We start from the raw sequence: 15,217 nt of genomic DNA, 5'->3' as shown, positions 1-15,217 counted from the left end.
ATAGATTTTCAGCGATTCATATCAAAATCCAGCTGCAATTCCGTATCAAAGCTCGCCCGGCTTAGCCGGACCACGGGATACTGGATTTTCTTCTGCGTGCAGTCGGGCCATACGGCCCGGTTGGCCGTGTGTTCCTGCGTCCAGGGGCGGCCGTTCAGGGTGGCGCCGACGATACGCAGGTTTTTCATGTAGATATTTTCATCCGTATTATAGAGGGTAATCTCCGGCCAATCGTTCCCGGCGGGCTCCCCGCGGGTGTTGTACTTGACATTGTCGGGGAAATCCAGGGCGTAGTCCTGGAGATAGGCGGTATTGCTCCCGTCCTTGCGCGTATACAGGGTGCGGAAGGTGGCGCGGTCGTATTCCACGCCGCCCTCGGTCAGATCGTAGACAATCAGCGCCGCCCAATCGTCCTTAAACGAGGTATCCAGCACGATGCGATAGTCGTGCGTATCGTCCAGATATTTGCCCGACATATACCATTTGTCCTGGGTGGGCGGCACCTTGAGGATATTGTGAAACAGCGTCCACTTCTGCTTGCCGTTGTGAAAGCCCAAGCCGGCGTCAAAGCAGTTCACCCATTGGCCGTTCGCGTCGTAAATATCCACGCCCAGAAAGATGTACGCGGTCAGGGGGAGCATATCCGACTCGCGGTACAGGTTGTGCCGCAGCTCGCTGAGCAGGATATCGATAGAGGCCCGGTTATAGCCGATTTTGGAATACACGCAGTAGGCCGGGCCGTCGGCGTCCCCCATCTTTCCCCCGGCGTTGTTATAGGTCAGGTTGGTGAAGGCCTGACTACCCTTCGGCCCGGCCAGGGTGGGGCGCGGGCGGGGCTTTTCCGCTGAGGTGGTCGGTTCCGGTGAATGCTGCGTCGCCGTGGTGTTGGTCATGGTTGTATCCTCCTTCGTGGTGCGGGCGGTTTGGCCGGTTGTGGTCGTTATCCGCTTGGCCGAGGCGGTCGTTTGCACGAGGGTGGCCGCCGACGTGCCGGCGGCCGATACGCTGCAGGCGGTAGCAGCCCCCGTGGAGGACAGCGGCGCGGAAGACGGCGTTCCTTCCCTCGCGCAGCCGGCGGTCAGGCTCAGGACCAGGGAAGCAGCCGCCAGCAGCGCCCGCACGGCGATCCTTTTTTTCATCATACAGGCAACTCCCTTTCGACGGTCATCCGACAAGGCCGGTGCGTTCGATGCTTTCCGTGAAATAGCGCTGGAAAATGATATAGAGAATCAGGGGCGGCAGGATCACCAGCAGGCAGCCGGCCGGAAGCAGCACCGAAAGCTGGTAGGGATCCAGCTGCTGCCCGGCGGCGCTGTTGAGTACCATTTTCAGATTGGACAGGCGCAGCGGCAGCGTCTGATTATCCACCAAGAACATGCCCGCGTACTGGTAATCGTTCCAATACCAGACCACGGAAAAGAGCAGGACGGTGATAAGCGCTGGAAGGGCGTTGGGCAGCATAATCCGCAGGAAGGTGCGCAGAGGCCCGCATCCGTCGATGTAGGCGGCGTCCTCCAGCTCCTTGGGCAGGCCGCGATAAAACTGAATAAAGATAAAAATCAGGATGCCGGAGCGCACGCCGAACCCGCAGATTGCCGGCAGGTAAAACGCCCATACCGAATCCAGGATATTCACCGTCAGGGGCGTGCCGGTAAACAGGCCGACCAGGCGACCGATAAAGAAAAAGTCAAAATAGCTGTTCTCCAGATACTGCGGGATCAGCAGCGCTTGGGGCGGCAGAATGATCGTGAAGATCAGGATGGCAAAGCACAGCTTTTTCAGCCGGAAGCTGAAGCGCGCAAAGCCGTAGCCCACCAAGCTGTAAACGGCCACCGACAGCAGGGAGCTGACAAGGCTTATCCGCACGGACTGCCACAGGGATTCCATGTACTGCATCCCCGAAAACGCCTGACGAATATTGGCCATGGTAAAGCTCTGCGGTATCCACACCACCAGGGGATCCAGCACCTGATCGCTTGGCCGGAACGCCATGGAAAAAATATAGAGAATAGGATACAGCAGCACAAAGGAGAGGCCTGCCAGAACGGCGGCGCGGCACAGCGCGTAGACGGCCCCCCGCGCCCGTTTGCGGCGCTTGAGGATGGCGGCCTGGCGGGCGGCCGGTGCGATGGATGCTTTCATATGGGTTGACCTCCCTTCAGTTATCCCGATCGTCCGCATAAAACACCAACCGGCGCGTGCATAAAAACACCAGGCCGACAATGGCGAATATCACCAGCGAATACATAAAGACCATGGTGGAGCTGTACTCGATGTCCAGCTGCTTCATATACGATTGAATGTAGTTCATCAGCACATTGTCGTAATCGACGAAGCTGTCGATGACGCTGTAGACCAGGCACAGGAGAATCATGGGGGAAATGGAGGGGATGGTCAGCTTCCAGAAGGTATCCCAGGCGTTGGCCCCCTCTACCCGCGCCGCTTCAAAGAGGGAAGGGCTGATGGTCTGAAGGGCCGCCAGGAAAATCAAAATCTGCACGCCGGATTTCCAGGACAGGTTAAAAATATTATTGGCCGTGTCCACCAGCAGGGTGACGATTTGCTGGGGCAGCCCCAGCTCATACAGCACGTCGCTGCTCCCCCGTATGGAAAACATATTGCTGCTTTGCGCCTGCAGCAGCGTGTTCTCCCCCGAGGTGCCGCTGCCGTTGAGCACACTGAGCACCACGCCGCTGGTCACGATGACGGGGATAAAGAAGACGGCCCGCGCCACCGTGCGGCCGCGGAAGGGCTTGTTGAGCAGCACGGCCACCGCCAGGCTGAAGAACACCACCACCGGCACCTGATACAGCATGGCCCCCAAGCTGCCAGCGAGGTTCTGAATGAACTTATTGTCGGTGCGCAGGGCGCGGTCAAACTCCTTGAGGCCTACAAAATCCAGATGATAGCCGGTATCGGTCAGCACAATATCGCTCAGGGAATAGGCGACCATCTGAACCAGGGGGCGGAAGAAGTAAAAAATCACGCCGACCAGCCACAGGGCGATAAAGCCGTAGGCATAATATTGCTTTTTGCGTTCATACGACAGCGGACTGCGCCGAATTTTCGTTTGCTTCACGCGGCTTGTCTCCTCTCCTTCAGATCACGGCGTAGCCCTGGGCGGAAATCGCGATCCCTTCAAAATCCATGGGTTCGTCCGCATAGTTGACCAATACCCGCACCCCGTTGGTATAGCGGGTTTCATAGGCGTCGGCCCCGATCCGGCGATGGCTGTCAATCCGCGCGCCCGCCGTCTTATCCGCCACGGCGGCATAGGCGGCGTACAGCGCGGCGACCTCCTCCTTCCACTGGGCGAACGCGCCGTAATACAGCCCGTCCTGCGCGGTATAGGTCAGCGTTTCCGGAGCGCCGCAGATAAAGCGGAAGTACAGATTGCTGCCGGTTTCCAGCGCCTTGAGCAGCGCGCGCCGGCTGTCGCCGTCCTGATTGGCGGCCGGGATGGTTTTGTTCACCAGGCCGTCTAAAACCAGGGAGTAAAAGGGAACGTCCCGGGTAAACAGATCGAAGCCGGAGGAGGCCGTCGGCACCTCGGCGGCGGTATCCGTATAGGGGATCGCGTACGCGTTCGGCTCCTTGAGCGTCCAGCGCCGTCCCCCCTCCTTCAGCCGGGCGGCGGCCTGTTCGGCCACCTGCGTACGGGTGACAAACTGCTTTTTGTCAAAGTCGGTGAAGGTGACGCCGCCGAGCGTCGCGCTGTACATATCCGCCGCGGGATACCGCTCGTCAAACGACGCGGTGAAGGGGCGGAAGGTTTTATCCCAGCGGCCCGGCTTGAGCAGATAGGACACCGGTTTGTCCCGGTCGATATACAGGGTGCTGGGCTTATAGGCGTACACCTTATTCAGCTCGCCGCCGATACGCTTTGCGGCGTCAAAATACCGGATAAAGCTTAGCGAGCTCTTTTGCACAAGCAGCGGCTCATAGGACAAGCGCAGCCGCCCCTCCCCCAGCGATTCCGCCAGCGTCCGCAGCTCCTTGGCTTTCCCCAGCTTGCCGGAGGGGACGGCCTTGGTTTGCAGGCCGCCGTGTATCTGCTGACTTGTCCAGGAGGAGTAAATCACGGTGGCGGCGGCTATATCCAGCTCCCGCACGGCCTGTTCCATATCCTCTACCGTGGTCAAGGCCTTTTCCCGGTTGACATAAAAGCCGAAAACGCTTTCCCGGCGCATCACGCCGCCCACAAATTCACAATACAGGGCCGTCGGATCCAGCGCAGAGGCCCCGCTTCCCCGCTCCCGCAAAATCGAGCGGTACTGCGCCGCCATGGCGGTATAGCCCCCGCCCTCCGGCAGGAAATGATAGTCCACCTGCGCGTCGTCGAGCAGGCGGTTGCCCGTCTGATACACCTGGGATTCCTTGACGGCCCCCTGGCTGCTCTCTCCAATGGTCACCAGCCCGGAGCCGATATAGGTAAAGGACGCGTAGACCGTCCCCTGCCCGTTAATCATACCCGGGGCGCTGGCCTCCAGGCTGGCGCTTTCCGCGCCGCGGGCAATCTCCGCCAGGAAGGCGCTGCCGTTGCGCTGGATACCGAACACCGGCAGGCGGATCGGCTGCTTGCGGCTGGTATCCATATCGCCCGCATAGGCGGGATCGCTGCCGTATACCGGCTGGCTGTAGGTCTTGAACGCGCTTTTATCCGTCCCAAACTCCACCAAAGCGCCGCTGCCGTCCGGGATGAGGAGATAGCCGTCATCCTTGGCCGTGCCGCTTCCAAAGTAAGGGAGAACCGCGAGACCGGCCACCAGGTAGTCTCCATCCTGCTGAATGGCGGCGCTGTCCACCCGGGCGGAAAGCACCGGCCCGTCCAGCACCAGATCCAGCGGAACCGTCACCTCATTTTCCGGGAAGGTAAAGGCGAGACGCACGCCGCCCTCGATGGATTCCACGGTCAGGCCCTCCCGCATGACCGAGCCGGTATAGGACACCTTCTGGGAGGTTTCATGGGTCGCGCGATCCAGCATGGTGACCAGCAGCTGCGAGTACATGACAAACCGGTTGATCCCCTTGACCGCCGGATCGTTCTTCTCTTCCGGATTGCTGCGGTAAACCTTGCCGCTTGGCCGATGGGTCAGCTGAAATTCGCCGGTCGCCGTATCCAGCGACACCGACAGATGGTCGTTCTCAAAGGAGAGAGTTCCCTCTTCCTCCCGATAGGACACCGGCTCGGCGGCGGAGTGCTTGCCGGGCGCCGCCGCCTGCGCGGAAGTCAAGGGGATAGCGGCCATGACGGCCGCCGCTAAAATTACCGCTATACGCCGCGCGGAAATGCGATATGACATGAATATCCCCCTTATCAGACAGAGCGCAGAATGAGCTCGTTGAAAATCGTCGCAAAGAAGGCGACGAGCTGTTGGAGCAGCCCATACACCAATACCAGGATAAGGCCGCAGAACAGCATCCCCAGTACCGTCATCAGGATCGCCAGTAGCGTACGGGAAACCGAAAACTGATGCGCCTCTTTGACGCCATAGAAGAGGAGCCAGCCGCTCCACAGATACCCGATTAGCAGCAGGGCCTTGAGCAGCGCCCCCTCGTCGTAAATCGCCACATTGGAAAGCAGGACATAGGTAAACTGCGCCATCACCATGGGAACCAGCGCGTAGGCGGAGACGACGGCAATCCGGCGCAAGCCCCCCTCGCCGTCCAGCATGGAGCTGACGCCCGTGGCCGCCAGGCACCAAAGCAGGAAAATCCCCGCCGTACGGGCCACAATGAACAGAATATTGAGTTCCTGCGGGTTTTCCAGATTAAAGGTAAAGCCGGTATACTGCCGCATAAACAGCGAGGAGAAGAACCACAGCGCCACCAGGACGGCGGAAACCACCAGAGCTGAGCGGCCCGTTGAACGGCGCAGCCCGTCAAAGCCCGTGATCAGGTGGCGCATGGGATAGGTCGGGCGCTCTTCCACGGGCAGAAGAACCGGCAGCGTTTTCCCGCGCGTGACGGCGCGCCAGATTCGGCGGCGCAGAACCACCGCCGCCAGCAGCAGGGCGGCGCCCGCCAGAATGGGATAAAACCAGGCCTGCATAAAGCCGCCGCGCACCACCTTGAAGGCCTTGGAATAGTTTTCCCGATCGCCGCCGCGCCGCAGGTAAGGCATGGCCTCTTCATAGCGGCCCGCTGACATATAGGCCTTGCCGATTCCCCGGTAGGCGTTTTCATAGCTGGCGTCCAGCCGCAGCGCCTCCTGCCATGGCTCCAGGGCCAGATCGTACCGGCCCGCGGCATTCTGCCGGGTGGCCTCCAGCACCAGCCGCCCAAACCGGGTGGGCTGAAAAGCCGTCAGCGCCCCCTTATCGCCATCCAGCACCAGCAGCGAATCTCCCAGGTAGTCGATGGCGGCGGCCTGGCGGAACAGCCCCTTCTGCTCCCCGCTGCCGCCGAAGGCAAAGAGGAGGTTAGAATCCTGATCGTAGACGAAAACGCGGCCGCGCTGCTGATCGAGAGCGGCGAACACCCCGTCATCCGACGCGGCCACGTCAATCAGCTTGGAATCGTAGGACTTCTGGCGGTAAACCAGCTTATCCCGATCCCCGTAATCCCCGCGCCCCAGGGTGTCGTACTGCATATCGGTGCGCAGAATGTTCTTGCCCACGGTGTTGAGCTTGCGGATCTCGTCCAGCGTGGAGTTGCTGCGGCTGGTGGTGGTATAAATAAACCCTTCGCCGTCTATGTCGAAGGACGAATAATCCACAGGCACATAGTTGGCTATGTAGGAGCGCTGCTGCTTGGTCAGCAGCTTCTTCCAGAGCTTGTCAATCATCTGGCTCAGCGACGCTTCGACCTGATTGGCGGCGAAAAAGCCGTGAAACGTGCCGTCCGCGCTGTAGCGGAGGATACCGAGATAGCAGTTTTCCACCAGGACGTAAATGTCCTCCCGCCCGGCGTACAGCACCTTGATCGGGCGGAAATCCAGCTTTTCCAGATAGCCTTTGTTTTCTTCGCCCACTCTTGCGGGCTTTTCCAAAATACGGGAAACCGCGCCGGTCTCGTCGCATTCCAGCACCCGGCGGTTTTCCGTGTCGGCGATGAGAATGTGCGCGTTGTCCAGGACGAACAGGCCCCGGGGCCTGTTGATGGTGAGCGTTTGTCCCTGATAGGTAAAGGCGTCTAAGAGGCGTATCGGGCGGAGCTGTTTGTCCAGCACCGCCACGCCGTTCTCCGCCAGCACATACACCCGGTCGGCCGTGCAATGGAGATCGGCCGCCGCGCCCGTCAGGCCCAGTTCGGCCACGGCCACCGTCGTCTCGGCCTCGTAGCCGTTGGCGGAGGGGGTGCTGTGTCCGTAGGAATCGTAGGTATACGGCGTATAGGGCGTAAAGGCCGCCGCGGGCATCGCCAGCGCGAGGGAGACGGCGGCCAGCAACAGGCCGCGAAATACGTTTTTTTTCAAAGCGTCCCCCTCCTTATTCTTTAATGCCCGAGCTGGCCATGGTCTCGATAACATTGGACTGGGAGAGCAAAAAGACCACAATCGGTGGGATCATCAGGATGACGGCGGCCGCCGCGGCCGCGCCGGCCCGGGCCACGCCGGAGGAGGCCACTTGCTTGAGGATGGTGGGGAACATTTTGAGCTCCTCGCTGAAGATAAATTCCAGCCCCTCCCGGTTCCACAGCGACTGAAAGCTGAAGATCACCAGCGTCAGCCAGGCGGGCTTGACCTGCGGCATAACGATCCGCCAGTAAAGGGTCAGCGTCCCCGCCCCGTCCACCCGGGCGGATTCCACCACCGAGTCGGGTATCTGCTCCATGAATTGCTTCATCAAAAACAGGCCCATGGGGGTGGCGACGGCCGGCAGGAGAAGCGCCCAGAAGGTGTCCAGCATCTGCAGCTTGGACAGGATGACATAGTTCGGGATAAAAGTAACCTCATAGGTAAACAAAAGGGAAACCACCACCAGATTGAACAGCAGCTTCCGGCCGTGAAATTTCAGCTTGGCCAAGGGATACGCCGCCATGGAGCAGACGACGACGTTCCCCACCGTGCCGCAAACGGTCAGCAGCAGGCTGTTGAACAGATACCGGGAGACCGGCACCCAGGTGGAGCTTGTCAAATTGAACAGCACGGCGAAATTATCCAGCGTGGGCCGCGACACCGTGAGGCGGGGCGGATACACAAACAATTCATCCACCGGCTTGATAGACTGGACAATGGAAAAGAGAAAGGGAATCGCGGTAAAAACGCCCATGGCCGCCAAAAGGACGAGCACCACCAAATTGCCCAGCCGCGAACGGCTCAGCTTGTTGCGGGTATGAAGTTTCATCAGCATGACCTCCCGATGCTTTCGCTTACGCCTGGGTATATCCCCGCAGGATTCGGCGGATAAGCTGGTTGCACAGCAGCATGGCGGCGAACAGTACCGTCGCAATGGCGGATGCGTAACCCATTTCATAGCGCTGCGTTCCATAGTCGATAATGTGGGTGATGAGCGTGCTGGCGGAATAATCGGTGCTGGGATTGCCCGCGAGCTCTATACAGATACGGCCGGCCGAAAAGGAGGCGCTAATTTGCATCACCGCGCCGAAAAGCAGCTGCGGCCCCATGGTCGGGATGGTCACATAGATGAATTCCTGCCACCGGTTGCGAATGCCGTCGATGGCCGCCGCCTCGTACAGCGAACGGTTGACCCCCTGCAGACCGGCGATAAAGGTCAGGAAGCCCGCCCCCATGCTCATCCAAAGCTGCACGATCATAATAATGGTCAGATTGGTGCCGGGATCGGACAGCCACTGCACCGGCTCGTTTATCAGCCCCAGGTTCATCAGGAAACCGTTGGCCCAGCCGTACATGTCGCCGCTGAAGATCATGCTCCATACCACATAGAGGTTACCCGCGATGTTCGGCGCGTAAAAGAGAAAGGTCATGGCGGCGCGCGGAATGGGCGACAGCTCGTTGACCAGCCAGGCCACGATCAGGCAGAGAAAATAGCTCAGCGGCCCGGTGATCAGCGCGAACAGCAGCGTATTCTTCACCACCGTGGGGAAAACGCTGTCCTCCAGCAGCAGCTTGCGATAATTGTCCAGCCAGACGAAATGCGGGGTGGACAGCATATTGAAATCCGTCAGGCTCAGCAGGATGGAACAAAGGATTGGGGCCAGGGTAAAGAGACCGTACAGGACAAAAAAGGGCAGGAGCATGGCGTATTTGTCCCGATCCCGCACGCACTCCCGCAGGAAGCTGCCGACCCGGCGCCGGCCTTTTGGCCGGTCAGGGCCTTCTATTCTGCGCATACTCCTCAAACTCCTTCAATTCGACAGGTTGGCAAGCCGTGGTCGTTCAGTCCAGGCCGAACTCGCGGCGCTTACGCGTAATTTCCAATTGGATTTCCCGGTTGTATTCCAGCAGGGCCTCCCGGTAATTCCGGCTGTAGAACACCGTGCGGCGGAACGCGTTGGTCAGGTTGCGATCCACGTAATAGCCGCCGGGCACCTGCGGCAGAAACGTCACGGTTTGCCACTGGGCGCGGATGGCCGCGGCCTCGGTTTTATTCCAGGGCAGATTGTCGAAAGCCGCGCGGTTGGCGGGATTAAAGCGGCCCGAGGGGCCAAGCAGCGCCTCCAGCTCAATGCCGACGGCCGCCTGAGCCTCCTCGCTGGAGAGCCATTTTATCAGCTGCCAGCCCGCCGCCTTGTCTTTGGCGCTGCGGAGCATGATGGTGCTCATGCCGCCCGCGATAGCGGTATTGCACACGGTGCCGTCCGACCGCGTTATGCCCGGCAGGGGCGCCATTTCCCAAAGACCGTCGATTTCCGGTGCCGCGACCTGCAGCATGGTGGCCATCGTATAGTTTTCGATGCCCATGGGCATATCGCCCAGCCGGAAGCGCTGATAAAAGCTGTACTGCACCGGCAGGCTGTAGTTTTTGTATAAATCCGTCCATTGGCGGAAGGCGTCCAGCGCCGCCTCGCTGTCAAACGCGGTGGCGTCCCGGGCTTCGGTGTAATACTGGCCGCCCCGCTGGTAAAGCAGCATGGCGAATATGGAATTGTTGGTGCTCATCTGCGTACCCTGCACGTTGGGAATGCCGACGGTCATGTTGTTCTTCTGTATCACCGACAGCACGTCGTAGAAGTCGTCCCAGGTTTTGGGCGGCTGAATGTCCAGCTGCTCAAAAATATCGGTTCTCCAGAAAAGAACCGGGAAATCCTCGGTGAATGGGACGCCGTATACACCGCCGTTATAGGTATGCGGCAGAAAGGCGTCCGGGCTGAACGCTTTTGTAAACTCCGCAAAGCCCTCCATGCCGCTGAGATCCTGCAGCCCGCCCCGGGCCGCCAGATTGACCGAATCGCCGGTGGGAATATACGCGGCCACGTCGGGGCCGCGTCCGGAGAATATGGCGGGGGCCAGCGCCTGCTGCACCAGCTTGAGATTCACTGTCACGCCTGTTTTGGGGGTAAACTGGCTGTCCAGCACCTGCTTGAGTATCTGCGCCTGATCGCGCCCCACCGAGCCGCTGATGCTGTTCACCCAAAGCTCCACCGAGGCGCCGCCCGCCTCGACGCTGCCGATGCTGGCATAATCCCCCGTAAAGGAGCCAAGGAACGCCCGCACCCCATAGGAAACCCGCGCCGTCCAGCCGGGCCGGACCAGGATGTCCGCCGCGTCCGGCGAGGCGACGGCAAAGCAGTCCAGCTCCAGCGGCTGCTTTTTCAGCCCCGCGGCAAAATCGCTGAAGGAGCTGATATTGGTCTGAAAGCTGCTCATACGCAGCGGAATCGTCTCGGTATCCTTTAAAAAGCCCTGGATCTGCACATAGAGCGTGCGCACCGTGGCCGCATCATCCGACAGCGCGCGCGAATCGATGGCAAGCAGCAGGGATTCCACCTCATGCAGGGCGGCATTCAGCGTCTCGAGCTGCGCGGGCAGATCGGGGATTTCCTGGGCCAGCATATAATCGCGGTTGGCGTCGGGATTCTGCCCGGTAATCAGGACGATTTCCCGATACAAGGTTCCCAGGGCCCGCGCCGTCTCGTCCGCCTTGGCGATCACCTGCGTATAGCCGCCCAGGCTGGTTTCCAAACGAATGGAATTGTCCCCTTCCTTCAAATAGAACCAATAGGGCTCATCGCCGCCCAGATAGGCGGTCTGCCATTCGTCGCTGAAGCGGAAGGGCAGCGCCTCCGCCTCCCGGAAGGGGATCTCGCCGTTGATATACAGGCGGCGATAGACCGCCCGGCCACGGGCGCTGTTCTGCCGGTAGCGCATTTGCAGAGTGTACCAGCCGCTGCGCGGGACGGTTACCGTCCAGGAAGCGTACTGGCCGGGCTGCGCCCAGCCGCTGCCCCCGAGCGTGTTAACCTTGAGGAGAACGGGATCGCTGGGAGACACCTCCGGCCCGCTGCGATCCATATTGAGGCTGATGACCGAGCTGGAGCGTACGTCGGCGTCCTCCGCCTCTATCTGTCTGGCGAAGCCGCCGGTTTCCGCCGCACCGGCGTATTTCTCCCGGTAAGCGGTATAGGGGACCGGGTCGGGAACGTTATAAAACCGGAGAGCGCTCACCGCCACCGTGCCGGTGGAGAAGGTCAGCGTCAGCCGGTTCTCCCCGGCGGACAGAGGAAAGAGGAGCGCCCCGTACATACCGGTGGAATCCGCCACCGTGTGCGTCGTCCAGTCCTGCCGGACCACCGAGGAGGGACGAATATCGTTGCCGCGGTTATCCTTGGCGGCCACAGTCTTCTCATACTGCTTGGGCAGCAGCAGGCTGTCCGCCTGCGCGAAGGGGAGCCCCCCGCCAAGCCGCAGGGCGCATTCCACCTCGCGGATAACCCCGTCCAGCGGCCGGTAAGAAACCTCCAGACGATAAAGGCCCGCCCGCCGCGCCGTCGCCGAAAAGGTGATCGCGCTCCCGTCCGTAAAGCATACCGCCGGTTTGCCGGCGCAGTCGGACTCATAGGAGACATTCCCCGTTCGCTCCAGCGCAGCGGGGTAAAAGTCGGCGGCGGACAGGAGAATCTCCTCGATCGGCTGCTCCGTACCGGCCTGCTCGGCCAGGTAGGCGGCGTAATCGTCCGGCCGGGCCGCTGCTGAATTTTGGACGGAGCCTTCCGCCGCGGCCGGGAAACCGGCGGGAATCGCCAGCGCCAGAGCCGCGCCCAGCGCGCCCAAGCGGCGTACCCAGGCTCCTTTTTTCAACGTATTCATGGCATTTTCACGCCCTTTCCGCGCTAACCTGCCGTTCCTCAAAGCGGACGGCCAGCCCGATTTCAAAAGCCCGCTCCCAGGGGAACCAGCAATCCTCCACCACGATCCGTCCATCCTCGCCGTCCACGAGCGAGTCGGCGTACGCCTCCAGGCCTTTCCGGGTAAAATCAGCGGCCTCGCCGCGCGGCGGAATATGTCCGCCGATTTCCCCCACGGGGGGCGCAAAGCCGTCGATCACCTTATCCCGTACGACGGCGTCATACCCGACGTCCTCGATATACCGCAGCGCCAGGAAATTCCGGTGGGCCGGTCTGTCGCCGAAATACCGGTACAGCATTCCCATGGACACGGCGGTCCCCAGGGTGTTGTCGGAGGTATTCCACCCGGCGTAGCCCGCCAGCCGGAAAAGCAGCCCCTTCTGCCGGAGCAAATCCACCAGCTCCTCGTCGCCGGAGTTCACCGTGGCGCAGTCGCCGACGGCGACCGGGATCCCCCGGCCGATGCAGTAGGCGGCGTATTCCGCCAGCTCCACCGGGGTGCGGTTTACGCCGTATTGCCGGTTTGTCACGATCCGGTATTCCATGCGATCCGCCGGACAGTTTACCAGCAGAACCATGTCCGCGTCGGCCAGGGCGTACACCGGCAGGCCGCCCGCCGCCAGCACCATATACTTGACCGATTCGCCTATGTAGCGATCCTCATACAGGGGCTGCACCTGCTCGGCCGCGCAGCTGTTGAAGCGGATATACACCCGCGGCTGCTCCCCCCTGTCCTCGTTGACGGCGCGGGCCAGCATGGTGCACCCGGCCTCGTCCGCGCCCGGATACAAATAGCAGCGGGTGCCGATGCGGTATTCCGCGATACGGCGGCGGATTTCTCTTTGTTCCACGCACATGTACCCGTATTCCGCCGCGTCATCCTGCGGGATGGCCAGGAAATCAAACAGACCGTCCCGCAGGGCTTTCAGGCACAGCAAATTTACCCGATGATTCACGCGGCGGCGCTCCTGATAATCTCGCAGCAGCGCCTCCGGCACCTCGCCGCGCAGGCCGGACAGCTCCGCGTCCTCTTCCGGGGTCAGCCCGGCCTGCTCCGCCTTATCGGCGAGATACCCGAGGCGGAAGAGGCGATACCCCCACGGCGCCCAGTAATCTGGCTCTTCCTCGTTGTTATTGGCGCGATTGCAGCGCATAATCAGCGTATAGGCGTACACCCTCACCTGCGGATACCGCCGCCGGAGCTCGCAAAACCGCTCCAGCCGGGCGGCAACGGTTTCATAGCTGTCCGTATGGACGCGCGAAGGCACCAGCCCGCCGTACAGCAGGGTGTTAAGCGAGAGGATCACCGCCTTGGCGGTCGCCATCTGCTCCTCGAGAAACGCCAGCAATCGGGCGCAGTCCCCCGCCTGTTTTTTATGCGGCATAATTTCCAGCGGCGGACGAACCACCTCATACTCAGAATCCAGTGCCAGCAAATAGGGAAAGCGATAATTACACGGGCGTTCGTCTATGGGGAGAAGCACCAATTTTTTCATGCAGGTAACTGCCTTTCCGTTTGAGGATTTAGCCTTTTTTCACCATGGCGTTAAGCTCGTCGATGGATTTTTTCAGGTCGGGACCATACTTTTCCACCGTCAGGGACCAGGAGTTTCCGTAGGCCACCATCATGGCCATCAGATAGCTCGGGCTGTTGGGAATCCCCAGCCAGGAGCCAACCACCGCCTTGTCGGCGGCCGCCTCCTGATAATCCAACTCCTTATCGGTCATGGAATATTTGGTTTTCTGGGTTTCCCGGCTCTTTTTAAGCTGAGCCGTATCAATGGCGATATACCGCTGGAAGTTGATGAAGGCCATCCCCTTGTCGGTATTTTTGACGCCGCGCGGAATGCCCGTGCAGGTCACCTCGCCGGACTGATGCTCCGCCTGTCCCTCCCATTTGGGGAAGGGAACCATGCCGATGGAGCCCTTATCCTTCAGGGCCTTGATCGAACGCTGCTGAGGCAGCCAGCTGCCCTCCACCAGCATGGCGCAGCGGCCCTTGGCAAACATGTTGTTGTGCTGATCGATGGGAGTCATGCACTTGTCCGCCGCATACAAATCGTAGAGCATATTGAAGGCGTCCGCCAGGGCGGGATCGTTGATGTTGCTGGAGAAGGTGTTGCCGCTGCGTTTGACCTGCGTGGCCCCCCGCGCTACCTCGAGGCAGTTGGCCAGCGTGCCGTAGTCGGAGCCCAGGCCATACTGGGTGATTTTTTCCCCATCGCGCACGGTCAGCTCCTTAGCCAGGCTGCGCATGGCGGAAACCGTCCATTTTCCCTGATCATACAGCTTATCCGGCGTATCCATAATGCCGTTGTCCAGCATGATGGACTTGTTGTACCAGATATACCAGCCCACCCAGCGGTTGATCACGGCATAATACTGCTTATCGGTCACCTTCATACTGTCGTTGATGGCCTTGACATCCTTCCACAGCGGCGTGCTGTAGTCGATTTTGCCGCTGATGTCCTGCAGGATGCCGCTGAGCTGATAGGTGTAATAGTCGGCGTTGCGCACCACCGTCACATCCGGCGGGTTGTTGGCCATGACGCGGGAATTGAGCACCGTCTGCATCGAGGCCCAGTCGCAGTTGGTCATTTTCAGCGTCGCGCCATAGGCTTCCTTGAAGCGGGCGATGAGCTCCCTGGAGGCGTCCGTCTCCGGGCTGTCGTGGGTGAGCAGCTCCACGGTCTGCCCCTTGATGTTATAGGAGGGAAGCGACACGCTCACCACCGGCTTGGAGGTCGGCTTGGAGGAGGTGGCTTTTGTCGGCGTTTTCCCCGCCGTGGTGGTTTGGGCCGGGGAATTGGATTCCGTATTCTGCGTGGTATCGGTGGTTTCCGTGCCGCCGGTGGCGGCGCTGTCCCCCGAAACGTCGGAGCTGGAGAGCGCGGAACCGGCGCTCTCTGTCGAGGAGGGGGTGACGGGGTTCCTGCCGCAGGCCGCCATGGAGGCGCACAAAATCGCCGCCAGCAGACAGGCCAATGTTCTTTTCATATTGCTTCGC

General features: G+C 60.6%; 10 protein-coding genes. All 10 read right to left on the bottom strand.

Annotated elements, in window-relative coordinates; translation table 11 throughout:
* Nucleotides 1-8: 8 nt before the first annotated feature.
* The 10 genes from ACSAMM_RS00925 to ACSAMM_RS00880 are packed head-to-tail and all read right to left on the bottom strand — an operon-like array spanning nucleotide 9 to nucleotide 15,207.
* The gene (locus ACSAMM_RS00925) at nucleotides 9-1,142 is read right to left on the bottom strand and encodes a hypothetical protein (protein WP_457789109.1); all 1,134 of its coding nucleotides are present in this window, start codon (nucleotides 1,140-1,142) and stop codon (nucleotides 9-11) included.
* 22 nt (nucleotides 1,143-1,164) lie between these two features.
* Nucleotides 1,165-2,142 (bottom strand): carbohydrate ABC transporter permease, encoded by a 978-nt coding sequence (locus ACSAMM_RS00920; RefSeq protein WP_457789108.1) that lies wholly within the window; start codon nucleotides 2,140-2,142, stop codon nucleotides 1,165-1,167.
* 16 nt (nucleotides 2,143-2,158) lie between these two features.
* Nucleotides 2,159-3,079, bottom strand: a complete 921-nt coding sequence (locus ACSAMM_RS00915; protein ID WP_178671845.1) for an ABC transporter permease subunit — start codon at nucleotides 3,077-3,079, stop codon at nucleotides 2,159-2,161.
* Between the two features lie 19 nt (nucleotides 3,080-3,098).
* Complete coding sequence (locus ACSAMM_RS00910) at nucleotides 3,099-5,303, bottom strand: DUF5696 domain-containing protein (RefSeq protein ID WP_457789106.1); 2,205 nt, start codon at nucleotides 5,301-5,303, stop codon at nucleotides 3,099-3,101.
* Nucleotides 5,304-5,317: 14 nt separating this feature from the next.
* Entirely contained in the window at nucleotides 5,318-7,417 is a 2,100-nt protein-coding gene (locus tag ACSAMM_RS00905; protein WP_457789104.1) for a YIP1 family protein, read from the bottom strand.
* A 13-nt stretch (nucleotides 7,418-7,430) separates the two neighbouring features.
* Nucleotides 7,431-8,288 carry a carbohydrate ABC transporter permease gene (locus ACSAMM_RS00900; protein ID WP_457789102.1) on the bottom strand — a complete coding sequence of 286 codons (858 nt, stop codon included), beginning with the start codon at nucleotides 8,286-8,288 and terminating at the stop codon, nucleotides 7,431-7,433.
* A 25-nt stretch (nucleotides 8,289-8,313) separates the two neighbouring features.
* Nucleotides 8,314-9,255, bottom strand: coding sequence for a carbohydrate ABC transporter permease (locus ACSAMM_RS00895; RefSeq protein WP_457789100.1), 942 nt, complete (start codon nucleotides 9,253-9,255; stop codon nucleotides 8,314-8,316).
* 46 nt (nucleotides 9,256-9,301) lie between these two features.
* The gene (locus ACSAMM_RS00890) at nucleotides 9,302-12,172 is read right to left on the bottom strand and encodes an extracellular solute-binding protein (protein WP_457789098.1); all 2,871 of its coding nucleotides are present in this window, start codon (nucleotides 12,170-12,172) and stop codon (nucleotides 9,302-9,304) included.
* 7 nt (nucleotides 12,173-12,179) lie between these two features.
* Nucleotides 12,180-13,706, bottom strand: coding sequence for a DUF4127 family protein (locus ACSAMM_RS00885; protein ID WP_457789097.1), 1,527 nt, complete (start codon nucleotides 13,704-13,706; stop codon nucleotides 12,180-12,182).
* A 28-nt stretch (nucleotides 13,707-13,734) separates the two neighbouring features.
* Nucleotides 13,735-15,207: an ABC transporter substrate-binding protein gene (locus tag ACSAMM_RS00880; protein WP_457789095.1), complete on the bottom strand. Its 1,473-nt coding sequence runs from the start codon at nucleotides 15,205-15,207 to the stop codon at nucleotides 13,735-13,737.
* Between the last annotated feature and the right edge of the window lie 10 nt (nucleotides 15,208-15,217).

The sequence above is a fragment of the Anaeromassilibacillus sp. SJQ-5 genome, assembly GCF_054108045.1.
The sequence above is the reverse complement of the archived record's forward strand: the minus strand, read 5'-3'. Positions and strand labels throughout refer to the sequence as shown.